The sequence below is a fragment of the Streptomyces sp. NPDC049837 genome (genome assembly GCF_040674455.1).
GTDB lineage: Bacteria > Actinomycetota > Actinomycetes > Streptomycetales > Streptomycetaceae > Streptomyces.
Map to the genome: position 1 here is coordinate 206,413 of NZ_JBFAMP010000010.1, position 23,778 is coordinate 230,190.

Below are 23,778 nucleotides of genomic sequence, written 5' to 3' on the forward strand. Positions count from 1 at the left end.
AATCTGACAGCGGTCGGTAAATTATCAGGAACCCTGCCTGATAGTAAGCTGGTATGACGAGTTCTGAGAGGATCACGGCATGCCCGCATCGCCCAGCACCGCACGGGCCATCAACGACCGGCTCGCGCTGCGATTCCTCCAGGACCAGGGCCCGTTGACGGCCGGTCAGCTCAAGAGCCTCACCGGACTCTCCCGCCCCACCGTCGCCGACCTGGTCGAACGGCTCCAGGGCTCCGGACTCATCCAGGTGGTCGGGGAAGCGGGCGCCGAGCGGCGCGGCCCCAACGCCCGGCTGTACGGGATCGTCGCCGACCGCGCGCACCTCGCCGCCCTCGACGTCCGCACCACCAGCGTCTCCGTCGTCGTCACCGACCTGCTGGGCGCCACGCTCGCCGAGGCGTCCCTGCCCATGGCGGGCCACAGCGACGGGGCGGCCGTCGAGCGCGCGGTGGCGCTGCTGGAGCGGACAGTGGCAGAGGCGGGCGTACGGCGGCTGCACAGCGTCGGCATCGGGGCGCCCGGCCTGATCGACCCGGCCACGGGCGAGCTGCGCGACTCGACGGGCCTGCCCGCCTGGCACCGGCGGTTCGTCACCGTCCTCCAGGAGCGGCTGTCCGCCACCGTCCTCGTCGAGAACGAGACCAACCTCGCGGCCGTGGCGGAACAGCGCGAGGGCGCCGCACACGACCGGGACACCTTCGTGCTCCTGTGGCTCGGCCACGGCGTCGGCGCGGCGGTCGTCCTGGACGGCCGGCTGCGGCGCGGCGCGTCGGGCGGCGCCGGCGAGATCGGGTTCCTGCCCGTGCCGGGTACGGGCGGCCTGCCGTCGGCCACCGGCTGCGACGGCGGCTTCCACGCGCTGGCCGGATCGGCGGCGATCCGCTCACTCGCGGCGGGGTACGGCATCGAGGCCGCCGACCGGAGCGAGGAGCCGGCCGGCGCGGTGGCCGTGCGGACGGCCCTGGCCACCGGGGCGGACGGCTTCCTGGACGCCCTCGCCGACCGGCTCGCCCTCGGGGCGGCCGCCGTCAGTGCCGTGCTCGACCCCGGCTGCGTCGTCCTGGGCGGCGAGACCGGCCACGCGGGCGGCCCCGGGCTGGCGGCCCGCGTCGAGACGCGGCTGGCCGCGCTGTCCCCGCTGCGCACCGAGGTCCGGGCGGGCGCGCTGGGCGGCGCGGCGGTGCTGCGCGGGGCGCTGCTGACCGTCCGCGACGCGGCCCAGGACGCGCTGTTCGCCCCGGCGCGCTGAACGTACGGGGTGAGCGGCAGTCCCAGGGCCGGCCCAGGACGCGCTGTTCGCCCCGGCGCGCTGAACGTACGGGGTGAGCCACAGCCCCGCAGGTGCCGAACCTACGAGATGGCCCGTCGCGCCAGGAACTCCTCGAACGTCACCTTGCCCACCGCCCGCTCCGGTGCCAGGTGGCCGCCCGCCCGGAAGCCCCGGTACGCCTTGCCCGCCAGAGGCACGCTCACCACCGGACGGCGCCGCCCCGACGCCCGCAGGTAGGCGCGGGCCAGCTCCGGGAACGTCCGCACCTCGGGTCCGCCCATGTCCGGCACCCTCCCCGCCGGTGCGCCCGCCGCCAGCTCCGCGAGCCGGGCGGCCACCTCCGTGACCTCGACCGGCTGGTCGCGCACGCCCGCCGGGGCCGGGAGCACCGGCAGCCGGGCCGCCGCCCGGAGCACCGCCAGCACCAGGTCGTGGAACTGCGTCGTCCGCAGCACCGTCCAGCCCAGCCCCGACTCCTCCACCAACCGCTCCACGGCGAGCTTCGAGCGGTAGTAGCCGAGCGGCACCCGGTCCACGCCCACGATCGAGATGTAGACCAGGTGACCGACCCCGGCCCGGCGCGCCGCGCCGATCAGGTTCCGTGCCGCCCGCTCGTCCCCGCCGCGCGGGCTGGACGCGCAGTGCACCACGGTGTCCACCCCCGTGAGCGCCGCGTCCAGCCCCGTACCGCCCTCGCGCAGATCCACGGCGTACGGCCGTGCGTGCCGGCTCAGCACCCGCACCTCGTGCCCGTCCGCCCGCAGCAGTTCGACGACGTGCCTGCCGAGCGTGCCGGTCCCGCCGGTCACCAGAATCGTGGTCATCCTCAGCTCCTCATGACGCAGTCACGTACAAGGAACCGGCGAGCTACCCCGGATGTGACAGTTGCCGCGCCACGAACCCGAGCTTGTGCGGATTGACCACCGCCCGTACGTGCGCGATGGCCCCGTCCCGGGTCTCGAACGAGGCGACGGAGACCAGCTCCCCGCCGGCCCACGCCGCCAGCGCCGGCGCGCCGTTGACCTCCACGACCGTGAGGTCGAACCCGGCCGCGAACCCCCGCATCGCGCCCCCGAGGAACCGCAGGACCTTCTCCCGCCCCAGGATCGGCCGCCGCGCCGCCGACACCACGCCACCCCCGTCGGACGACCACGTCACGTCCGCCGCCAGCAGTTTCTCCAGCCCGGCCAGATCGCCCTCGCGGGCCGCCGCGATGAACGACTCCACGAGCCCCCGGTGCTGCTCGGGCCCGGCCGCGAAACGGCCCTCCGGCGTGCCGATCCGGGCCGCCGCCCTCCGGTACACCTGCCGGCTGTTCGCCTCGGTCAGCTCCAGCAGGTCCGCGATTTCACGGTGGCTGTACGCGAACGCCTCGCGCAGCACGTACACCGCCCGTTCCGTCGGCGTGAGCCGCTCCAGCAGCACCAGCAACGCGGTTGACACGGCGTCGCGCTGCTCGGCCGACTCCAGCGGCCCGAGCGCCCCGTCCACCGTGACCACCGGCTCCGGCAGCCACGGGCCGGGGTACTCCTCGCGCGTGGCGCGGGCGGAGGTGAGGCGGTTGAGGCACAGGTTGGTGACGACCTTGGCCAGCCAGGACGTGGGGTGCCGGATCTCCGCCCGGTCGGCGCCGCTCCAGCGCAGGCAGGCGTCCTGGACGGTGTCCTCGGCCTCGTCGGCGGACCCGAGCATCCGGTAGGCCAGCCCGAACAGGCGGCGGCGGTGGCTCTCGAACTCATCGGCAAGCGCGGTCGTCACGGGCACAGCCTGGCACAACGCCCGAAGAGGCCCGGCGGCGGCAAGGGCCGTATCTCCGCCGCCGGGCCCGTCCCGTCACCGGGTCAGCAGGCGCCGAGGTCCTGCCAGACACCCCACTCGCCGGTGGTGCCGGGCTCCTCGCCCTTGGTCCACCACTTCGCCTTCCAGGTACGGGACGCATGCGACACCGTGGAACCGCCGCCGTACTCGGTCGCCGCGCTCCACGCGGGCGCGGTGCACGCACCGGGCGTCGGAGTGGGCGTCGGGGTCGGAGTCGGCGTGGGCGTCGGATCCGTACCCGAGCCGGGCTCCACCACCGTCACGCCCCGCGCCAGGTCACCGGCGAGCGCGTACGTCGTACCGCCGATGTTCACGGTCCAGTTCCACGGGGTCGACACCGGCAGGTAGTAGTTGAACGACAGGTCCACCGACGCGCCCGGGGCCAGCGTCTGCCAGGCCGGCAGCTTCAGCGAGACGCGGTGGAAGTCACCCTTCAGACCGCCCACGTTGGCGCCCGTGTGGTCGCTGCTGATCACCTTCGTACCGAAGCCCGACTGGTCCGAGGCATTGCCCGGCGCCGCCGTGGAGTAGTCGAACTGGAACTCCGTGCCGCCCGGCAGCGTGGTCCGAGTGTTGTTCGTGATCTTCAGCTTCGGCGTGATCGGGTAGTTGGAGTCACCGAGCTTGAACTCGCCGAACTCCACACCGATGTTCACCGCCTTGGCGGGCAGTGCCTTGTTCGACACCTTCGCGCCGTACGGCGTGGCCGCCTTGAACTTGTCGTACATCAGCGAGGTCAGCGTGGAGCCGGGCTCGTACTGCCCCTTGGCCGCGTTCCAGCCGTAGTCACCGGCCAGCTCCCACACCATCGTGCCGCCGATGCCCTTGTCGACCACGTAGTCGGCCTTGCGGGCCACCGACTGCTCGTCCTCCGTGGACAGGAAGACCTTCTTCTCCGCGTTCCACAGCCACGGCGCGACCAGAGTGGAGTCGTACTTGCGGGCGTACGTGCCGGTCAGCCTGGTGCCGGCAGGGAAGCCGTACGTGGTCACGTAGTCGCCGACGACGCCCTTCTCCAGGTTCTTGGCGTGCCACATCGGGTTGGAGCCGGCCGGGGACTCCTTGCCGTTGTCGTCCTTGTCGTGCCAGAGGTTGTCGATGCCGACGGCGCCGTCACCGCACTTGGTCAGCCCGGAACCGGCCGGGCAGGTGGTCGCGGCCGCCTTGCCCCACAGGCCGTCCGTGCCGCCCTGGACGTTCTTGTGACCGCGCGTGTAGTAGGGCAGGCCGATGTTGATGCGGCCGGCGGGCATGGAGCCGCGGAAGTAGTGGTACGCCCAGTCGGTGTTGAGGTAGCCGATACCGCCGTACTGCTGGCTGCCGTAGACGCCCGCCGCCGCCAGCTCCGCGTCCTTGCCGTCGTCGAACAGCGAGGCGTTCGGGCCGACGTACTCGTTCCAGGCGCCGTGCAGGTCGTAGGACATGATGTTGACGTAGTCCAGGTACTTCTGGACCTGGAAGGTCTCCATGCCGCGCAGCAGGTAGCCGGAGGAGGGGGCCGCGACGGTGAGCAGGTAGTGCTTCCCGTCGGCCGCGCCCGCCCGGTCGAGCTTCTCGCGCAGCGTCTTCATCAGCGCCGCGTAGCCCTTCACGAGGCCGGCCCGGCGTGGGTTGGAGACGGAGTAGTCGAGCGGGTTGCCCGCGTCCTTCATCGAGGTCGGGTACTCGTAGTCGATGTCGACGCCGTTGAAGCCGTACTTCTTGATGAAGGCGACCGCCGAGTCGGCGAAGGTGTCGATCCCCGCCTGGTTGACGGAGCCGTCGGCGTTGGTCGCCATCGAGTAGAAGCCACCCGAATTGACGCGCTTGCCGCTGTCGTCGAAGTATCCGCCCGTCTCCGCCCAGCCGCCCACCGAGATCAGCGTCTTGACGTCCGGATGCTGCTTCTTGAATTTGTTCAGCAGATTGAAATGCCCCTTGTACGTGTACGAGGGGTCCATCTCGGCGCCCGCGACGCCCGGCCAGGTCATGCCGGTCGCGGCGTTGTTCGGGCCGTCCGTGCCGACCGACAGTCTGTTGGCGGAGTCGATGTGGCCGAAGGCGTAATTGATGTGGGTGACCTTGTCCCACGGGACGTTCGAGGCGAGGTAGGCGGGCGTGCCGTCCTTGCCGGTGCGCCAGCCGGTGAAGTAGCCGATGACACGGCGCTGGTGGTCGGCGCCCATCTTCTCGCGGCCCTCGGTGTCGTAGACCGAGCAGTACGGGACGACGACGCCGGGCGTGGTGTGCAGACCGTCGGGGCGACAGGCCTGGTGATCGGTGGCGGCGTGGGAGACGCCACCGGAGAGCGAGCCGAGCAGCAGCCCGGCGGCGGCGGCGCCGGACGCGAGCAGCGTGGCTCGTCTGTGCGTGGGGGACAGCACGGTCGGTTCCTCCTGTGGAGGGGATCGGGGCACACAACTGACAAGGGGATGGGTCGTGTTGGGCCCTGGTGTGCGCACACCGGCGGGGCCGACTCCGTGGAGGTGACGCAGAGATTAAAAGGACTAGACCAGACGGTCAATAGGTCTGGACCACTTCAACCGACCGGTCGGCCTGTGAGGCAGGACACAGCCATCGCCCGCATGGGTGACGATCGGGCGTGGCACACTGGCCCTGTATCAGCAGCAGCGCACTCCGGGGTCGGTGTAATTCCGAACCGGCGGTTACAGTCCGCGACCCGGCCGCATCCAGTGGCCGGTTGACCAGGTGAAATTCCTGGACCGACGGTGAAAGTCCGGATGGGAGGCAGTGCGCGGCGGGTGACCCCTCCATGGGGCGGCCGGCCGTATGTCCGCTGGTCGCCGGCGCCCGACGTCCGGTGACCGGTGTCGTCGGCCTCGCGTCCCCCCGTGCGGTGGTGTCGTTACCCGCTCTTCTGTCGTCATCGACAGGCCCCGGAGTCCGCGCCCGAAGAGGCAGGAGGACCCGGTGGCCACCGCAGCGGACCAGCCCGGCACGGCAGACGCGGCCGACGTCGCCGCCATGCGCCGAGCCGTCGCGCTCGCGTCCCGTGGACTCGGCTCCACCAGCCCCAACCCGGTCGTCGGATGCGTCGTCCACGACGCCTCCGGGCACGAGGTCGGCGCCGGCTGGCACGAGCGCGCCGGCGGCCCGCACGCCGAGGTCCACGCCCTGCGCCAGGCCGGCGTCCTCGCCCGCGGCGGCACCGCGTACGTCACGCTCGAACCCTGCAACCACACCGGCCGCACCGGCCCCTGCGCCCAGGCCCTCATCGAGGCCGGGATCGCCCGCGTCGTGTACGCGGTCGGCGACCCCAACCCCCAGGCCACCGGTGGCGCCGACACCCTCCGGGCGGCCGGCGTCGAAGTCGTCGCCGGGGTCCTGGAGGCCGAGGCCGAGGCCGGCAACGCCGCCTGGCTCACCTCCGTACGCCTCGGCCGCCCCTACGTCCTGTGGAAGTACGCCGCCACCCTCGACGGCCGAGTCGCCGCCCAGGACGGCACCAGCCGCTGGATCACCTCGCCCGAGTCCCGCGCCGACGTCCACCGGCTGCGCGCCGAGGCCGACGCGGTCATCGTCGGCTCCGGCACCGCCCGCGCTGACGACCCGCACCTCGCGGTACGCGGCATCGAGGGTGCCGTCCAGCCGCTGCGCGTCGTCGTCGACACCGGGGCCACCGCCGTCCGGCCCGGCGCCCGCGTCCTGGACGACGCCGCGCCGACCCTGATCGCGGTCGCCGAGGACGCCGAGACCACCCTGGCCGAGGTCGTCCGCCTCCCCAGGGACGGCCGCGGCCTGTCCGTACCGGCCCTGCTGGCCGCCCTGCACGAGCGCGGCGTCCGCTCCGTACTCCTCGAAGGCGGCCCGGCCCTCGCCGGGTCCTTCGTCGCCGCGGGAGCTGTCGACAAGGTCGTCGGCTACCTCGCCCCGGTCCTCCTCGGCGCGGGCCCCGCCGCCCTGGCCGACGCCGGGATCACCACCATCACCGAGGCGCTGCGGCTCGACGTCACCGAGACCGTGCGCATCGGCCCCGATCTCCGTATCACCGCCGTCCCCGCCATCCCCGCCACCCCCGCCACTCCCAAGGAGCGCTGAGCGTGTTCACCGGAATCGTCGAAGAGCTGGGTGAGGTCACCGCCGTCGAGAACCTCGGCGACTCCTCCCGCTTCCGCCTGCGCGGCCCCCTCGTCACCGAGGACGCCAAGCACGGCGACTCGATCGCCGTCAACGGCGTCTGCCTCACCGTCGTGGAGACCGCCGACGGCGAGTTCACCGCCGACGTGATGGCCGAGACGCTGGACCGCTCCAGCCTCGGCGCGCTCGGCCCCGGCTCCCGGGTCAACCTGGAGCGGCCCATGGCGGTCGGCGACCGGCTCGGCGGCCACATCGTCCAGGGCCACGTCGACGGCACCGGCACGATCCTGGCCCGCACGCCCTCCGAGAACTGGGAGATCGTCAAGATCTCGCTCCCGGACGCCTTGCGCCGGTACGTCGTCGAGAAGGGCTCCATCACGGTCGACGGCGTCAGCCTCACCGTCGTCGACGCGGGCCCCGACCACTTCACCGTCAGCCTCATCCCGACGACCCTCGCCCTGACCACGCTCGGCATCAAGGAGCCCGGTGACCCGGTCAACCTGGAGGTCGACGTCATCGCCAAGTACGTCGAGCGGCTGATGGCCGGCAGGACCGAAGGGGCGGCGCAGTGAACTGGCTCAACTCCGAGGCCTTCACCGCCTTCGGCCAGCACATCATGTGGTCCGACATGATCGGCAACACCATCGGACTCATCGCGCTCGCCCTCGGCTGGCGGCGCTCCATCCTCACCTGGCCGGCACAGCTCCTCTCCGGCGTCATCCTGATCGCCGCCTACGCCTCCGCCCAGCTCAGCGGCGGCGTCGGCAAGCAGCTCCTGGTCATCGGCGTCGCCGCCTGGGGCTGGCACCAGTGGTCCCGGGGCAGGCAGCAGGCCCAGGACGGCTCCATCGCCGTCCGGTTCGCCACCTGGAAGGAGCGCGGACTGCTCCTCGCCGGAGCCGTCCTCGGCACCCTCGGGGTCGGCGGGCTGTTCACGCTGTACCCGTCGCTCTCCTGGAGCCCGTGGGCCGACGCCTACATCTTCGTCGGGACGCTCGTCGCGATGGTCGCCCAGGCCCGGGGCCTGGTGGAGTTCTGGTTCGCCTGGCTCCTCGTCGACCTCGTCGGCGTCCCGCTCGCCTTCAACAGCGGCCTGGCCTTCTCCGGCCTGGTGTACGTGATCTATTTCGCCCTCGTGCTGTGGGGCATGCGTGACTGGTGGCTCCGGACGCGCACTCCCGCTCTGGAAGGAACTCCGGCATGACAGCGCTCACCGTCTGGGACGCCATGGACCTCGCCCTCGACCCCGTCGAGCAGGCCATCCGCGACATCGCCGCCGGCCGCCCCGTCGTGGTCGTCGACGACGAGGACCGCGAGAACGAGGGCGACCTCGTCATCGCCGCCGAGAAGGCGACCCCGGAGATCGTCGCCTTCATGATGAGCGAGTGCCGCGGCCTGATCTGCGCCCCCATGGAGGGCGACGAACTGGACCGCCTCCAGCTCCCGCAGATGGTCGGCGACAACACCGAGTCCATGAAGACCGCCTTCACCGTCTCGGTCGACGCGGCCCCCGTCCACGGCGTCACCACCGGCATCTCCGCCGCCGACCGCGCCACCACCCTCCAGCTCCTGGCCGGCGGCACGGCCGGGCCGGGCGACTTCGTGCGCCCCGGCCACGTCTTCCCGCTGCGCGCCCAGCCCGGCGGCGTCCTCGTCCGCAACGGCCACACCGAGGCCGCCGTCGACCTCGCCCGGCTCGCCGGACTGCGCCCGGCCGGCGCGATCGTCGAGATCGCCGGCGAGGACGGCGTCATGCTCCGCCTGCCCGAGCTGGTCCCCTTCGCCCGCAAGCACGGCCTGACGATCATCTCGATCGAGGACCTCATCGCCTACCGCCGCAGCAACGAGCCGACCGTCCGCCGCGAGGCCGAGGTACGGCTGCCGACCGCGCACGGCGAGTACACCGCGTACGGCTACCGCTCCACCGTCGACGGCGTCGAGCACATCGCGCTCGTCCACGGTGACCTCGGCGACGGCGAGGACGTCCTGGTCAGGGTCCACTCCGAGTGCCTGACCGGCGACATCTTCCACTCGCAGCGCTGCGACTGCGGCCCCCAGCTCCAGGCCTCCATGGAACGCGTCACCGAGGCCGGCCGCGGCGTCGTCGTCTACCTGCGCGGCCACGAGGGACGCGGCATCGGCCTGCTGTCCAAGCTGCGCGCCTACGAGCTCCAGGAGCGCGGCCACGACACCCTCGACGCCAACCTGGAGCTCGGCCTGCCCGCCGACGCCCGCGACTACGCCGCCGGCGCCCAGATGCTCGCCGACCTCGGCGTACGCAGCCTCCGGCTGATGACCAACAACCCCGACAAGGTCGACGCGCTCGTCCGGTACGGGCTGACCGTCAACGGCCGCGAGCCCATGCCCGTCCAGGCGGGCGAGCACAACCTCCGGTACCTGCGCACCAAGCGCGACCGGATGGGCCACGACCTGCCCTGGCTCGACGCCGCCGCCGGCGCGTCGCCCTGCAACAACCAGTAAGACAGCCAGACCCACCAGCAAGGAGACACCGACGTGAGCGGCAAGGGCGCACCCGAACTGAGCGTGAAGAACTGCGGCGACCTCCGGGTCGCCGTGATCGCGGCCCAGTGGCACGAGAAGATCATGGACGGCCTCGTCAACGGCGCCCTGCGCGCCCTGCACGAGCTCGGCATCGACGAGCCGACCCTGCTGCGGGTCCCGGGCAGCTTCGAGCTCCCGGTCGTCGCCAAGGTCCTCGCCGGCCGCGGCTACGACGCGATCATCGCGCTCGGCGTCGTCATCCGGGGCGGCACCCCCCACTTCGAGTACGTGTGCCAGGGCGTCACCCAGGGCCTCGTCCAGGTCTCCGTCGACACCGGCGTCCCCGTCGGCTTCGGCGTCCTGACCTGCGACACCGAGGAGCAGGCCCTGGACCGGGCCGGCCTGGAGGGTTCGAACGAGGACAAGGGCCACGAAGCGGTCACCGCCGCCGTCGCCACGGCGACCACACTGCGCACGGTCAGCGAACCCTGGCGCTGAGTGTCCCCCGGGCACCCCGTACTCTTAGGACCATCATGGCGAACAAAACCTTCGAAGAGCTCTTCGCCGAGCTGGAGCTCAAGGCCAAGACCGGCGACCCCGCCACCTCACGCACCGCCGAGCTGGTGGACAAGGGCGTCCATGCCATCGGCAAGAAGGTCGTCGAGGAGGCCGCCGAGGTCTGGATGGCCGCCGAGTACGAGGGCAAGGAAGCCGCCGCCGAGGAGATCTCGCAGCTCCTGTACCACGTCCAGGTGATGATGGTCGCGCGCGGGATCTCGCTCGACGACGTCTACGCCCACCTCTGAGCCCACCCCATTCCCCACCTCCTTTTCACAGTTAGGAAGCACGCCCCATGCTGCGCATCGCCGTCCCCAACAAGGGTTCACTGTCCGGACCTGCGTCGGCGATGCTCCATGAGGCCGGCTACCAGCAGCGCAAGGAGTCCAAGGAACTGGTGATGGTCGACCCGGAGAACGAGGTCGAGTTCTTCTACCTCCGCCCCCGCGACATCGCCATCTACGTCAGCTCCGGCAAGCTCGACATCGGCATCACCGGCCGCGACCTGCTGCTGGACTCCGGCGCCAACGCCGAGGAGATCCTCCAGCTCGGCTTCGCCCGCTCCACCTTCCGGTACGCCACCAAGCCCGGCACCGCGACCGGACCCGCCGACTTCGGCGGCATGACGATCGCCACCTCCTACGAGGGCATCGTCGCCAAGCACCTCGCCGACCAGGGCATCGACGCCTCGGTCGTCCACCTGGACGGCGCGGTCGAGACCGCCATCGAGCTCGGCGTCGCCCAGGTCATCGCCGACGTCGTGGAGACCGGCACCTCGCTGCGCAACGCCGGCCTGGAGGTCATCGGCGAGCCGATCCTCAAGTCCGAGGCCGTCGTCATCCGCCGCACCGGCGCCCCCGCCGACGACCCGAAGGTGCAGCAGTTCCTGCGCCGCCTCCAGGGCGTCCTGGTGGCCCGCTCGTACGTGATGATGGACTACGACTGCCGGGTCGAGCACCTGGAACAGGCCGTCGCCCTCACGCCGGGCCTGGAGTCGCCGACCGTCTCGCCGCTCCACCACGAGGGCTGGGTCGCCGTCCGGGCCATGGTCCCCGCCAGGGAGGCGCAGCGGATCATGGACGATCTGTACGCGCTCGGCGCCCGCGCCATCCTGACCACCGAGATCCACGCCTGCCGCCTCTGACGTGACCAGCAGCCACATGTCCGACACCCAGCTCCCCGTGCTCCCGGTCACCTTCCGGCCCACCCGCACCCGGGTGGTCCTGCTCACCGTGGGCGCGCTGATGTTCGCCGTCATCACGGCCGTCGCCCTGATGCTGGAGAAGCTCGGGGCGGGGGAGCGCGCGAGCTTCATCTTCGTCGCCGCGCTCTTCTTCGCCGTCCTGGCACTCCTCAGCCGCCCCAAGGTCGTCGCCGACGACGAGGGCGTCACGGTCGTCAACCTCACCAGGACCCGGCGGCTGGCGTGGGCGGAGATCCTCCAGGTGAACCTGCGCGAGGGCGACCCCTGGGTCTTCCTGGACCTCAGCGACGGCACCAGCATGCCCGCCCTGGGCATCCAGCCCGGCATCGGCAAGCAGCAGGCCATCCGCGACGCGCGCGCCCTACGTCTGCTCGCCGAGGCCCGCGGCACAGGAGTGGACGGCTCCTGACCAGGGCGAACCCGCCCATGTCGCTCGTATGGGCGGCAGCCCCCTGCCCCACCGGGGCCCGGCGTGATTACTCTTATGGCGGTGGCGCCGAGCGCGCCACCGCCTCGCGCATACGGCCAGAAACACGCACCACCCGGCCGGCGGGGCACCTGCGACCCGAGGAGTGATTCCCTCCAGCAATGGACGGATCGTCCGGTAGTACCTGCGCCGCCCCCTTTGACGAGGCGGCGGCATGACCATCCCCCTCCTGCTGCTCGCCGCGGCATTCCTTCTCATCCTCGCCAACGGCTTCTTCGTGGCGGCCGAGTTCGGCCTCGTCACCGTGGAGCGGGCGGACGCCGAACGCGCCGCCGCCGAGGGCGACCGGCGGGCCCGTACCGTCGTCAAGGCGCTGAAGGAGCTGTCCTTCCAGCTCTCCGGCACCCAGCTCGGCATCACCATCACCTCGCTCGTCGTCGGCATGCTCGCCGAGCCCGCGCTCGCCCAGCTCCTCGACGGGCCGCTCACCGCGACCGGACTGCCCGAAGGGGCCGTCTCCGGCGTCGCGGTGGTCATCGGCATGCTGGGTGCCTCCGCCGTCCAGATGGTGATCGGCGAGCTGGTCCCCAAGAACTGGGCCGTCTCCCGGCCCCTCCAGGTCGCGCGGTTCGTCGCCGGCCCGCAGCACCTGTTCTCGGCCGCCTTCCGGCCGGTCATCGCCCTGCTGAACGCCGTCGCCAACCGGCTCGTGCGGCTGATGGGCGTCGAACCCACCGAGGAGCTCGCCTCCGCCCGCACGCCCGGCGAGCTGGTCTCGCTCGCCCGGCACTCCGCGCGGGCCGGCACCCTCGAACAGGACACGGCCGACCTCTTCGTACGGACCCTGACGCTGGGCGGGCTCACCGCCCAGCACGTGATGACCCCGCGCGTGAAAGTCAACGCGCTGCGGACCGACGCCACCGCGGCGGACGTCGTCAACCTCACCCGCGCCACCGGCCTTTCCCGCTTCCCCGTCTACCGGGAGCGCATCGACGAGATCGTCGGCATGGTCCACCTGAAGGACGCGCTCGCCGTGCCCGCGCACGAGCGGCTGCGCACACCGGTGGGCCGGGTCGCCGTTCCGCCGCTGCTCGTCCCCGAGACGCTGCCCGCCCAGGCGCTGCTGGAGCGGTTGCGCAGCGAGCAGCCGATCGCCGTCGTCGTCGACGAGTACGGCGGCACGGCCGGGGTCGTCACCCTGGAGGACATCGTCGAGGAACTCGTCGGCGAGGTCCGCGACGAGCACGACGCCGAGGCCGACGACCTGCCCGAACTGGCCGCCGTCCCCGCCGAGGACGGCCATCCCGCCTGGGAGGCCGACGGCAGTTGCCGCGTCCACACCCTGAAGCGGATAGGCCTCGACGTCCCCGACGGGCCGTACGAGACCGTCGCCGGGCTCGTCGCCGACCTGCTCGGCCGCATCCCGGCCCCCGGCGACCGCGCCGAACTGCCCGGCTGGCGCCTGTCCGTGCGCCAGGTGGACCGGTACCGCGCCGAGCGCGTCAAGCTGGTCCGCACGGCCGACGCACTGGCGGAGGCCACCCGATGAGCGTCTTCCAACTGCTCTTCGCGGGCCTGCTCGTGCTCGCGAACGGCTTCTTCGTGGGCGCCGAGTTCGCCCTCGTGTCCGTACGCCGCAGCCAGATCGAGCCGCTCGGCCCGGGCTCCAAGCGGGCCCGCCAGGTCCTGTACGGCCTGGAGAACCTGCCGCAGATGATGGCCGCCGCGCAGTTCGGCATCACCGTATGCTCGCTCACCCTCGGCGCGGTTGCCGAACCCACCGTGGCCCACCTGCTCGAGCCGGTCTTCCACGCCGTGCACCTGCCGGAGGGCCTGATCCATCCGCTGGGTTACGTCATCGCCCTGGCCGTGGTCGTCTTCCTGCACCTCGTCATCGGCGAGATGCTCCCGAAGAACCTCGCCATGGCCGCCCCCGAGAAGACCGCGCTGTGGCTGAGCCCCGCCCTGGTCGGCTTCGCCCGGCTCTGCCGTCCCGTGACGGCGGCGCTCGGCGCCTGTTCCCGCCTGGTGCTGCGGGCGTTCCGGGTCGAGCCGAAGGACGAGGTGGAGGCGGTGTTCACCAGCGCCCAGCTCGGCCGGCTCGTCGAGGACGCCGGCCAGGCCGGGCTGCTCGACCCGGCCGAGCAGGAACGACTGGAGGACGCCCTGGAACTGGGCAGCCGCCCGGTGTCCGACGTCCTCATCCCGCGTACGTCCCTGGTGACGGTCTCCCCGTCGGTCACCCCGGCCGAGGTGGAGGAGCTGACCGTCCGCACCGGGTACTCCCGGTTCCCGGTGTGCGCGGAGGGCGGTGGCGTCTTCATGGGGTTCGTGCACGTCAAGGACGTGCTGGACCTGGAGGACGCCGACCGGGCCGTACCGCAGCACGTGTGGCGACCGATGGCGACGCTCCGGTCGGAGCTGCCGCTCGACGACGCCCTCACCGTGATGCGCCGCGCCGCCACGCACCTGGCCCAGGTCGCCGACGCGTCCGGCCGGGTGCTGGGCCTGGTCGCGCTGGAGGACGTCCTGGAAATGCTGGTCGGCGAGGTCCGCGACCCGGCGCACCGCTCGGCGACCCCGCTGGTCCCGGCGGTCGTGCCCCCGGCAGGGCGCCCCGACCCGCTCGGCGCCCCGCCACCGGCCGCCACGCCCGCCGACCCTGACCCCGAGCCGGGTCCGGGTCCGGGTCAGGCGCAGGGTGTCCTGACGGCCTGAGTGCCGCAGGGCCTGGGCCGCCCACGGCGTGGTGCGGCCCGGGCTCAGTAACCCGTCGGCCCCAAGCCGCCGGGCGAGGGCGGCGGGTCCTGGGGGCCCCGGGGTGCGGGGCCGCGGCCCGAGAGGACCTCGCCGTACGCCTGCATCAGGTCCGGCAGGCGCAGCGTGGCGAGGTCCTCCCGGGTGGGCGTGCCGGAGTAGCCGGACAGCCGCAGATCGCGGTACGCGCACGACTTCTCGTACAGGGTGCGCAGGAACCGGCCGTTGCCCAGCTCGTCGATCCAGCCCTGCTCGACGACGTGGCCGCTGATCGAGCGCAGCTCGTCCAGGGCCTCCTCGTCCCACACGTCGTCGTTCGCCGCCGCCAGCACCTCGCCGATCGCGGTGAGTTCCAGCGGCCGGTACGAGGGGAAGTCGACCCGCGTGGTGAAGCGGGACGACAGGCCAGGATTGGTGGCGAGCAGCCGGTCCATGCCCTCCGGGTAGCCGGCCAGGATCACCACCAGGTGGTCACGGTTGTCCTCGGCGCGCTTGAGCAGCACCTGGAGTGCCTCGTCGCCGTACGCGTCGCCCTTGCTGTACCCGGAGTTGGACAGGGAGTACGCCTCGTCCACGAACAGCACCCCGCCCAGCGCCGAGTCGATCAGCTCGTTCGCCTTCACGGCGGTCTGGCCCAGGAACTCGCCCACCAGGTCGGACCGCTGGGCCTCCACGAGGTGGTCGCCGCCCAGCAGCCCGAGCGCGTAGAAGACCCGGCCGAGGATTCTGGCGACCGTGGTCTTCCCGGTCCCGGAGGGACCCGAAAAGACAAAGTGACGTTTCGGCGGCTGCACCGGAAGGCCCTGCTCGGCCCGCAGCCGCGCCATTTCGAGCTGCGCGGACAGCGCCTTGACCTGCCGCTTCACCGGCTCCAGGCCCACCATGCGCTCCAGCTCGGCGAGCGCCTCGGCCAGCAGTGCCGGATCGGTGGGGCTCGCGGGGAACGCCGGGGGGCGCGACCGCCCGGGCGAGGGGGCCTGCTCCCGTGCGCCGTGGGCGGGCCCCGGGGGCTGGGCCGGCGGCTGGGACCCAAGCTGACCGGGCGGCTGACCCGGTGCCTGACCGGGCGGCTGGGGCTGCGGGTCGCCGCCGCGACGGAGCCCGTCGCCGGGCGGGGCGTCCGGGGCGTCGGGGAGGTCCACGGCGTCCTGGCCGACGCCCGCCAGCGATACGGTCGCCAGGTCGGCGGCCGGGTCGTCGGAGCCGTCGAACCCGTCGTACTCGGCGATCGCGGCGAGCCGCGCGGCGGTGTCCATGAAGGCCGGGTCGATCCGGTGCACGGCCCGGTACAGGGGGAGCGCGGCGGCGCTGCGGCCGGTTCCCTCGCGGGCGCGGGCCAGCCAGTAGCGCAGCTCCTTGCGCTGCGGCTGCTCGCTGCGGCAGCGCATCAGGGCGGCGGACAGCATGGGCTCGGCCTGCCCGTACATCTCCAGGCGGACGCGCGCCATGCCGCCGAACAGCCCGGCCTCGATGCCCAGCAGCGGATCGTTCACCAGCGGTTCGGTGTGGCGGACGAGCTGGTCCCAGTCCTTGACCAGATAGGCCCGGCAGGCGTGCAGGAAGCGCACCTGCGGGTCGGTGTCGACGGGTGGCAGCCCGGCCAGCGCCCGGTCCAGCTCCGGTACGTGGCGGCCGTCCAGCCAGTGCGAGGCGTGCGCGAGGAGCAGGTCGCGCGGGCTCTCCAGCACGGGCTGGACCCACCAGCCGAGCCAGTACCAGGAGTTCAGCGTGCGGCGGTGGCGGGCGCGCTGCTCACCGAAGCGGTCCCGGTTGCGGTACATCCGCAGCAGCGCGGTGGTCGTGTCGACCCGCAGCGCGTGCAGTCCGAGCCAGGCGTCGGCCATTCCGGGATCGATCCGCACCGCCGCCCGGAACTCCTCCTCCGCCTGCGGATACGCACCCATGGTGTAGGCGTCCACGCCGCGCAGCCAGGCGAGGTCGGCCGGGGCCTGCGTGCCCTGCGTGCCGATGTCCATCGGGTCCCCCACAAACCGTGTCCCCGTACCGGTCCGCCGGGCGGCCGCCCGCCGGAAGCGTTCCCAATCGCCCTCTCATGAACGGGATTTGACCGCACCGAGGGGCATCGTACCGGCACGGGGAGTGTGCGCTTAAGGGCGCGTGAGGGTTCCGCGAGCGGCGCGGGCGCCGTCCGGCGCCTCGCGGGGGCCGTCGCCGGCCCGCCGGGAATGGTCACCGACGGTGAGCGCCGGGGAGGCCGAGCGGCGCCGGCGAGGGAAGGTGGGGGCAGAACGAAGCCCCCGATCACGGGGGAACAACCGGGGGCTTCGCGTCTGCGACGGCTTCGGAAAGCCGCACATTGAGAACGTAAGACCTGTACGGTCCGTCGGTCAAGCGAAGTTGTGGCACTCTCGAGGCTGATTTCCGACTGCTCAGTACGGCTGTGAAAGTCAGTCACGTTCCGTGACGGTCTGGTTCGCAACTGCTGTCGCAGCAGGTCCCGGCAGCCACTCGTACCCCACCGCACACTCCCGCACCAGCGCATGGGCGAAGGGGCGGGACGGGTCCGCCGCGAAGTGCTCCTTCTCCGCCGCGGTCCACCCGTCCCAGAACGCGTACTGCGCCGGTCCGTCCCGGTGGCGGCCCCGTTCCCAGGACTCCTCGGCGCCCCGCTCCATCCACAGCAGCCTCGCCAGGTACGGCCGCAGCGCGCGGCGGCCGGCGCCCACGCCCTCGATGAGGACGACCGGGGCCGGGGGCAGGGGCCGGGGCGGGCCGAAGCGGCGCAGATTCCAGTCGTACGGGTGAACGCGCGCGACCTCGCCACGGGTCAGCGGTTCGAGCACCTCGGCCCGGAGCCGGTCCGTCCAGGAGAAGAGCTCCTCGTGCGTGGCGATGTCGTCCAGGTGGAGCACCGGGGCGCCGCCGAGCGCCACCGCGAGCCGGCCCGCGAAGGTCGACTTGCCCGAACCGGCGTGGCCGTCGACCGCGACCAGCCGGACGGGGCCGCAGGAGGGCGGCAGTGCGCGCAGCGCGGCGGCGGGGCGGTCGAGGTCGTCCATGCCGACCACCCTACAAAGCCACAGGTGGAGACCAATATTGGTGCCGCGACGCGATGCCGGGTTGCTGGCCGAGCCCTGCCCGAACCGGGATAGTGGGCGCATCTGTCGTGTACTTGTCGCCCCGTCCGTACACCTGTCTGGGGGTCATACCGCCATGACCGACGCCACGCCGCTGCCCACACCCTCGCCGGCCGCCCCGCCGCCCGCCGCCCCGGCACCCTCGGGCGCGCCGCGCCGGACCGTCCTCGCCGCCGCACTGGCCGCGGCCGGGAGCGCGGTGACGGCCTCCGCCTCGCCCGCCTCAGCCTCGCCCGCCTCCGCCTCCGCGGTGTTCGGGCCGGCGCCCGCCACCGTTCCGCCCGCGTCCACCGCCTCCGCCTCCGCCGAGGAGGGAGCGCACGGTCTCGTCGACAACCGCTTCTGGACGTCGTGCACCGACTGGCGCTCGGGCACCGCCACCGGCACCCGCGCCCTCGCCGGCCGCCGTCCCGCGCTGGTGATCGGCGCCCCCGCCGGGCGCACCGAGTACACCGATCCGCACACCGGCACGAAGACCACCTGGGACTACGCCACCTGGACCTCGCCCGAGCACCTCTCCACCGTCCCGGCGACCGAGGTCATCGCCTCGTGGAACGCCGACACCCCGGCCGGCACCTGGATCGCGGTCGAGCTGAAGGGCCGTTACACCGACGGCTCCGAGACGCCCTGGTACGTGATGGGCCGCTGGGCGGGCGGAGACGGCGACATCCGGCGCACCTCGGTCGACGGCCAGAAGGACGGCAGGAGCAGCGTCTGGACCGACACCTTCGCCATCGACGACCCCGCGAGCGGTCTGCGCCTGGCCTCGTACCGGCTGCGGCTCACCCTGCACCGGAGGCCCGGTACGAAGCTGACCCCGGCCGTCTGGCGGGTGGGCGCCATGGCGTCGGACATCCCCGACCGCTTCACCGTGCCCGCCTCCGAGCCGGGCCTGGCCCGTGAGCTGGTGGTCCCGCGCTACTCGCAGAACACTCATATCGGGCAGTACCCGGAGTACGACAACGGCGGTGAGGCCTGGTGCAGCCCCACCTCCTCCCAGATGATCATCGAGTACTGGGGCCGCAAGCCCACCGCGGAGGACCTGGCCTGGGTGAACCCCGCCTTCGCCGACCCGCAGGTCTGCCACGCCGCCCGCTTCACCTACGACTACCAGTACGAGGGCTGCGGCAACTGGCCCTTCAACGCCGCCTACGCCGCCACGTACGACGACATGAGCGCGGTCGTCACCCGGCTGCGGTCGCTGACCGAGCTGGAGACGCTGATCCGGGCCGGCATCCCGGCCATCACCTCGCAGTCGTTCCTCAAGGAGGAGCTGACCGGCGCGGGCTACGGCACGGCCGGCCACCTGATGACCGTGATCGGGTTCACGGCCTCCGGCGACGTGATCGCCAACGATCCGGCGTCCCCGACCAACGAGGCGGTACGCCGGGTCTACCGGCGCCGCGAGTGGGAGAACATCTGGCTGCGGACCAAGCGCTACAACGCCTCCGGGAAAGTGGTCTCCGGCACGGGCGGCGTCTGCTACCTGTACTGGCCCGCCCACCCCACGACCGCCCAGCTCCGGGCCCTGGCGGCGGTCGGCGTCCGCTGACGCGGCGGCTGCCGGGGCCGTGATGAACGTCTCTACCCCGGAGGCCGTCCGCGCTGGCACTGTGGTCGGGTCCCCTATCGGTCGAAAGAGCGAGAAACCACCATGACCACGAACGCCGCCGCCGTCGCCGCCCCCCGTGCCCGTACCGGAGGCCCCAAGGACGACGGCCCCCAGCTCCTGGAGCACGTCCTGGGCTGGGTGCTCGTCGTCGTCTTCGCCATGCTGGTCACGCGGGTCGGCCTGCTGTGACATCCGCCCGCCTGCGGGTCACCACCTGATTCGGGTGGTACCGGTCCACGTACCGGTGGGGCCAATGGTGCGTACCAAGGTCGCGTGCGGATCCGGGGCCGGTGGAGCGCTCACGGCCACCCCGTGACGGGAGCCCCCCGATCGGGCATACTCAACCCGCCACAGCCGCTGGTCAGCCGATTCCGTGATCCGGAGGGGCAGCATCGGCAAGGCAGTGAGACCCGGCGGCGCCGCCCAACCCTTCGCGCGCGCCCGCCGCAGCGCCCGACAGGGAGGAGAGCGCCCCCATGCCCGACCGCGCCCCGCAGCCGGTGGAACGTGAGCTGCCCACCGAGGAATCCAGGGATCTGATCGCCCTGGTCCGTGAGATCGTCCAGCGGGAGATCGCTCCGCGCGCGGCCGAGGAGGAGGACGCCGGGCACTTCCCGCGTGAGATCTTCGCCCTCCTCTCCGAATCCGGACTGCTCGGCCTGCCGTACGACTCCGGTTTCGGCGGCGGTGACCAGCCGTACGCGGTCTACCTCCAGGTGCTCGAGGAACTCGCCGCCGCCCGCCTCACCGTGGGCCTCGGCGTCAGCGTCCACTCCCTCGCCTGCCACGCCCTCGCCAACTACGGCACCAAGGAGCAGAAGGCCGACCACCTGCCCGCCATGCTGGGCGGCGGCCTCCTCGGCGCGTACTGCCTGTCCGAGCCCTCGTCCGGCTCCGACGCGGCCTCACTGCGTACGAAGGCGGTCCGCGACGGTGACGACTGGGTCATCACCGGCACCAAGGCGTGGATCACCCACGGCGGGGTCGCCGACTTCTACACGGTGCTGGCCCGCACGGGCGGCGAGGGGCCGCGCGGCATCACCGCGTTCCTGGTCCCGGGTGACGCCGAGGGGCTCTCGGCCGCGGCGCCCGAGAAGAAGATGGGCATGAAGGGCTCGCCCACCGCCCAGCTCCACTTCGACGGCGTACGCGTCCCCGACGCGCGCCGGATCGGGGAGGAGGGGCAGGGCTTCGCCATCGCCCTCTCGGCGCTGGACTCGGGCCGCCTCGGCATCGCCGCGTGCGCCATCGGCGTCGCCCAGGCGGCACTGGACGAGGCGGTCGCCTACGCCACCGGGCGGCAGCAGTTCGGGCACCCCATCGCCGACTTCCAGGGGCTGCGGTTCATGCTGGCCGACATGGCCACCCAGGTCGAGGCGGGACGCGCGCTCTACCTGGCCGCCGCCCGGCTGCGGGACGCCGGCCGGCCGTTCTCCCGCGAGGCCGCCATGGCCAAGCTGTTCTGCACGGACGCGGCGATGAGGGTCACCACCGACGCGGTCCAGGTGCTGGGCGGGTACGGCTACACCGCGGACTTCCCGGTCGAGCGCTATATGCGCGAGGCGAAGGTGCTCCAGATCGTCGAGGGCACCAACCAGATCCAGCGGATGGTCATCGCCCGTCACGTCGTGGGCCCCGAGAGCCGCTGATCTCCCCGGGGAACGCCGGGAACGCCGGGGGTACCGGGGACAGCGGGGACGCCGCGAACGCCGGGGAACGCCACACCGGTGCCGCCGTGAGCCTGGTCCACTCCTGGTCGCGGCGGCCCGGGACGGTCCTGCCGCTGTCGGCCCAGTGACGGATCAACGCCCGGTAGATGGGCGGATCGGCGGGCTGCGGAACCGATTCTTCGGAGCCCGGGACCATGCGGCTCACGCCGTAGCCGCTCGTCGGGTACGTCGAGTACAGCGAGTTCATGCCCGGCCAACGCCGGGTGGCCCCGCCTGGTCACCGCCCGCCGGATTCGGGCGCCAGTTCGCACCCCGCCCGCCACCGAGGCGCGTGGCGGGGTGCGGCCCGGGACCGGCACGCGTCTGGCCACGGCACGAGAGCTGACGTACCGTCAAATCCCGTTGCCGTCACCGGAGGTCAGCGTGTCGTCCGACGACCGACCGATCGCGCTCGACGAGTACCCCGTCCACCAGGCGCCGCTGTCGATGAAGCACCACGTCAGCGGCGACCGCAACGCCTACGACCGGTGCATCTTCCACGTCCTCGACCACCGGGGCCGCGCCCTGCTGATCGCCGGCCTCGGCGTCTACCCCAACACCGGGGTCATCGACGCCTACGCCACGCTCCGCACCGGAGACCGGCTGCGCGCCGTCCGCGCCTCCGACGCCCTGACCGACGACCGCCTCGACCTCTCGGTCGGCCCGCTGCGCATCACCGTCGACGAGCCGCTGCGCCGTCTGACCCTCCACTGCGCCCCCGACCCCGCCGACCCCGACTCCTTCTCCTACGACATCACCTGGACCGCGGACTTCCCCGCCGTCTGGGAGCCGCACCACACGCAGCGCCGCGGCGGCCGGCTCGTCCTCGAAGGCCGCCGCTTCGTCCAGGCCGGCCACTGCACGGGTGTCATCAGGGTCGCCGGTGAGGAGATGCCCGTGACGGCGGGGGAGTGGACCGGAACGCGCGACCGGAGCTGGGGAGTGCGCCCCATCCCCGGCGAGGAGGCGGGCCGCGCGGACGAGTTCCGCCCCGAGGGCTTCCACTGGCTCTGGATCCCCATGCGGTTCGACGACCGCTTCGTGATGGTCATCGCCCAGGAGGACGCCGACGGGTACCGCAGCCTCAACGAAGCCCTCCTCGTACGCGACGGCCACCGCGACACCCAGCTCGGCTGGCCCCACACCGACATCACGTACCGCCCCGGAACCCGCCACCCCGAGCGCGCCGTCATCCACCTCACCGACCCCGCGCGCAAGCCCCTGGAGATCGGCGTCGACGTCCTCACCTCCTCCCCGCTCGCCCTCGGCGCCGGTTATCCCCCCGCGACCGACTGGCAGCACGGCACCTGGCGGGGAAGGGGCTGGACCGACCGGTGCGGCTACGACCTGTCCGATCCCGACGCCCACCCCATGGCCGCCTACGGCGTCACCGACCACGCCGCCCGCTTCACCCTCGACGGCCGCACCGGCTACGGAATCTTCGAGCACGGCAGCTTCGGCCGTCACGACCCGAGCGGCTTCACCGGCTACTGAAACGCCGCGCCCGGCTCGGGCCCGTGCGGTCCCACCGGGCCACTGAACGCGCGCCCGGCTCAGGCCCGCTCGGTCCCACCGGGCCACTGAAACGCCGCCCCCGGCGCCGACCCGCGAGGAGCACCGCCATGACCACGGCACCACGCCCCCGCACCACCACCCGCGACCCCGAGGAACTCGCCACGCGCCTCACCGCCTGGCTGGGCACCCGGCTGCCCGGCGCACGCGTCGCCGACGTGGCCGTGCCCACGTCGAACGGCATGTCCAGCGAGACGCTGCTGTTCACCGTCGACCACCCCGAGGCGCCCGTCCGCGCGTGCGCGCTGCGCCTGGCGGCCGACCCCGCCGCGTACACGATCTTCCCCGTCTACGACATGGCGCGGCAGTACCGCGTGATGAGCCTGGTGGCCGTACACACCGACGTCCCCGTGCCGCGCGTGCTGTGGCTGGAGCGGGACCCGGCGCCGCTCGGCGCGCCCTTCTTCGTCATGGCCCGCGCTGAGGGCCGCGTACCGCCGGACGTCATGCCGTACACGTACGAGGGGAACTGGCTGCACGCCGCCACCGACGCCGAGCGCGCCCGACTCGAAGCCGCCACCGTCTCGGTCCTGGCCCGCCTGCACGACCAGTTCCCGCCCGGTGAGGCGGAGTTCCTGATGCCCGCCGGGAAGGGCAGCCCCCTGCGCCGCCACGTCGACGCCCAACGCGCCTACTACGCCTGGGTGACCGACGGGCTGCCCCGCTCACCGCTGATCGAGGCGGCCTTCGACCGGCTGGAGGCCACCTGGCCCGCCGACGAAGGGCCGGCCGTGCTCACCTGGGGCGACGCGCGTATCGGCAACATCGTCTACGACGGCTTCGAACCCGCCGCCGTGCTCGACTGGGAGATGGCCGGCTGCGCCCCGCGCGAGGTCGACCTCGGCTGGACCGTGTACCTGCACCGGTTCTTCCAGGACCTGACCGTGAGCTTCGGCCAGCCGGGGCTGCCCGGCTTCCTCCGCCGGGACGCCGTGGAGCGCCGCTATGCCGAACTCACCGGTCACACACCGCGCGACATGGACTTCCACACCCTGTACGCGGCCCTGCGCCACGCCATCGTGATGCTCCGTGTCGCCTACCGCCAGGCGTACTTCGGCGAAGTGGAGGTGCCCGAGGACCCGGACAGCCTGATCCTGCACCACGCCACACTCAGGGCGATGGTGCAGGACCGTTACTGGAACGAGGTCTGAACGCCGACTGGAGCGGCGGAGAC

21 protein-coding genes and 1 riboswitch are annotated in these 23,778 nt (G+C 72.6%); of the genes, 16 read left to right on the top strand and 5 right to left on the bottom strand.

Annotated features, from left to right (window positions below; translation table 11 throughout):
- Window positions 1-79 precede the first annotated feature (79 nt).
- Entirely contained in the window at window positions 80-1,249 is a 1,170-nt protein-coding gene (locus AB0J57_RS26420) for an ROK family transcriptional regulator (RefSeq protein WP_366130764.1), read from the top strand.
- 101 nt (window positions 1,250-1,350) lie between these two features.
- Here the strand turns inward: AB0J57_RS26420 and AB0J57_RS26425 are convergent, their stop codons facing one another.
- The 3 genes from AB0J57_RS26425 to AB0J57_RS26435 form a co-directional block, all read right to left on the bottom strand.
- On the bottom strand, window positions 1,351-2,094 hold the full coding sequence (locus AB0J57_RS26425) for an NAD(P)H-binding protein (RefSeq protein WP_366130765.1): 744 nt from the start codon (window positions 2,092-2,094) through the stop codon (window positions 1,351-1,353).
- A 43-nt stretch (window positions 2,095-2,137) separates the two neighbouring features.
- On the bottom strand, window positions 2,138-3,028 hold the full coding sequence (locus AB0J57_RS26430; RefSeq protein WP_366130766.1) for an RNA polymerase sigma-70 factor: 891 nt from the start codon (window positions 3,026-3,028) through the stop codon (window positions 2,138-2,140).
- 83 nt (window positions 3,029-3,111) lie between these two features.
- Window positions 3,112-5,451 carry a chitinase C-terminal domain-containing protein gene (locus AB0J57_RS26435; protein WP_366130767.1) on the bottom strand — a complete coding sequence of 780 codons (2,340 nt, stop codon included), beginning with the start codon at window positions 5,449-5,451 and terminating at the stop codon, window positions 3,112-3,114.
- Between the two features lie 244 nt (window positions 5,452-5,695).
- Window positions 5,696-5,826: riboswitch (FMN riboswitch) on the top strand.
- A 226-nt stretch (window positions 5,827-6,052) separates the two neighbouring features.
- Between AB0J57_RS26435 and ribD the strand changes: the two genes are divergently transcribed.
- The 10 genes from ribD (at window position 6,053) to AB0J57_RS26485 (ending at window position 14,574) form a co-directional block, all read left to right on the top strand.
- The gene (ribD, locus tag AB0J57_RS26440; protein WP_366130833.1) at window positions 6,053-7,126 is read left to right on the top strand and encodes a bifunctional diaminohydroxyphosphoribosylaminopyrimidine deaminase/5-amino-6-(5-phosphoribosylamino)uracil reductase RibD; all 1,074 of its coding nucleotides are present in this window, start codon (window positions 6,053-6,055) and stop codon (window positions 7,124-7,126) included.
- A 2-nt stretch (window positions 7,127-7,128) separates the two neighbouring features.
- The gene (locus AB0J57_RS26445; protein ID WP_366130768.1) at window positions 7,129-7,737 is read left to right on the top strand and encodes a riboflavin synthase; all 609 of its coding nucleotides are present in this window, start codon (window positions 7,129-7,131) and stop codon (window positions 7,735-7,737) included.
- Window positions 7,738-7,781: 44 nt separating this feature from the next.
- Complete coding sequence (locus AB0J57_RS26450) at window positions 7,782-8,369, top strand: nicotinamide mononucleotide transporter family protein (protein WP_366130834.1); 588 nt, start codon at window positions 7,782-7,784, stop codon at window positions 8,367-8,369.
- The gene (locus AB0J57_RS26455) at window positions 8,366-9,646 is read left to right on the top strand and encodes a bifunctional 3,4-dihydroxy-2-butanone-4-phosphate synthase/GTP cyclohydrolase II (RefSeq protein ID WP_366130769.1); all 1,281 of its coding nucleotides are present in this window, start codon (window positions 8,366-8,368) and stop codon (window positions 9,644-9,646) included. The genes AB0J57_RS26450 and AB0J57_RS26455 overlap by 4 nt, the downstream gene beginning before the upstream one ends.
- Before the next feature lie 33 nt (window positions 9,647-9,679).
- On the top strand, window positions 9,680-10,165 hold the full coding sequence (ribH, locus tag AB0J57_RS26460; protein WP_366130770.1) for a 6,7-dimethyl-8-ribityllumazine synthase: 486 nt from the start codon (window positions 9,680-9,682) through the stop codon (window positions 10,163-10,165).
- A gap of 35 nt (window positions 10,166-10,200) precedes the next feature.
- Window positions 10,201-10,473: a phosphoribosyl-ATP diphosphatase gene (locus AB0J57_RS26465; protein WP_031078175.1), complete on the top strand. Its 273-nt coding sequence runs from the start codon at window positions 10,201-10,203 to the stop codon at window positions 10,471-10,473.
- A gap of 47 nt (window positions 10,474-10,520) precedes the next feature.
- On the top strand, window positions 10,521-11,369 hold the full coding sequence (hisG, locus tag AB0J57_RS26470) for an ATP phosphoribosyltransferase (protein WP_366130771.1): 849 nt from the start codon (window positions 10,521-10,523) through the stop codon (window positions 11,367-11,369).
- 16 nt (window positions 11,370-11,385) lie between these two features.
- Entirely contained in the window at window positions 11,386-11,838 is a 453-nt protein-coding gene (locus AB0J57_RS26475) for a PH domain-containing protein (protein WP_366130772.1), read from the top strand.
- Between the two features lie 232 nt (window positions 11,839-12,070).
- On the top strand, window positions 12,071-13,405 hold the full coding sequence (locus tag AB0J57_RS26480; protein ID WP_366130773.1) for a hemolysin family protein: 1,335 nt from the start codon (window positions 12,071-12,073) through the stop codon (window positions 13,403-13,405).
- Window positions 13,402-14,574, top strand: a complete 1,173-nt coding sequence (locus tag AB0J57_RS26485) for a hemolysin family protein (protein WP_366130774.1) — start codon at window positions 13,402-13,404, stop codon at window positions 14,572-14,574. The genes AB0J57_RS26480 and AB0J57_RS26485 overlap by 4 nt, the downstream gene beginning before the upstream one ends.
- 44 nt (window positions 14,575-14,618) lie before the next feature.
- Here AB0J57_RS26485 and AB0J57_RS26490 read toward each other — a convergent pair whose 3' ends face one another.
- Both AB0J57_RS26490 and AB0J57_RS26495 read right to left on the bottom strand, forming a co-directional pair.
- Complete coding sequence (locus AB0J57_RS26490) at window positions 14,619-16,589, bottom strand: AAA family ATPase (RefSeq protein ID WP_366130775.1); 1,971 nt, start codon at window positions 16,587-16,589, stop codon at window positions 14,619-14,621.
- Window positions 16,590-17,021: 432 nt separating this feature from the next.
- Window positions 17,022-17,633: a hypothetical protein gene (locus AB0J57_RS26495; RefSeq protein WP_366130776.1), complete on the bottom strand. Its 612-nt coding sequence runs from the start codon at window positions 17,631-17,633 to the stop codon at window positions 17,022-17,024.
- 154 nt (window positions 17,634-17,787) lie between these two features.
- On the opposite strand from AB0J57_RS26495, the gene AB0J57_RS26500 reads away from it, so the two are divergent.
- From AB0J57_RS26500 to AB0J57_RS26520, 5 genes are all read left to right on the top strand, one after another.
- The gene (locus AB0J57_RS26500) at window positions 17,788-19,263 is read left to right on the top strand and encodes a peptidase C39 family protein (RefSeq protein WP_366130777.1); all 1,476 of its coding nucleotides are present in this window, start codon (window positions 17,788-17,790) and stop codon (window positions 19,261-19,263) included.
- A 102-nt stretch (window positions 19,264-19,365) separates the two neighbouring features.
- On the top strand, window positions 19,366-19,512 hold the full coding sequence (locus AB0J57_RS26505) for an SCO1431 family membrane protein (protein WP_366130778.1): 147 nt from the start codon (window positions 19,366-19,368) through the stop codon (window positions 19,510-19,512).
- A gap of 287 nt (window positions 19,513-19,799) precedes the next feature.
- On the top strand, window positions 19,800-20,972 hold the full coding sequence (locus AB0J57_RS26510; RefSeq protein WP_366130779.1) for an acyl-CoA dehydrogenase family protein: 1,173 nt from the start codon (window positions 19,800-19,802) through the stop codon (window positions 20,970-20,972).
- A 507-nt stretch (window positions 20,973-21,479) separates the two neighbouring features.
- Window positions 21,480-22,526 carry a hypothetical protein gene (locus AB0J57_RS26515; protein ID WP_366130835.1) on the top strand — a complete coding sequence of 349 codons (1,047 nt, stop codon included), beginning with the start codon at window positions 21,480-21,482 and terminating at the stop codon, window positions 22,524-22,526.
- Between the two features lie 128 nt (window positions 22,527-22,654).
- The gene (locus AB0J57_RS26520) at window positions 22,655-23,755 is read left to right on the top strand and encodes a phosphotransferase family protein (RefSeq protein WP_366130780.1); all 1,101 of its coding nucleotides are present in this window, start codon (window positions 22,655-22,657) and stop codon (window positions 23,753-23,755) included.
- The last annotated feature ends 23 nt before the right edge of the window (window positions 23,756-23,778 follow it).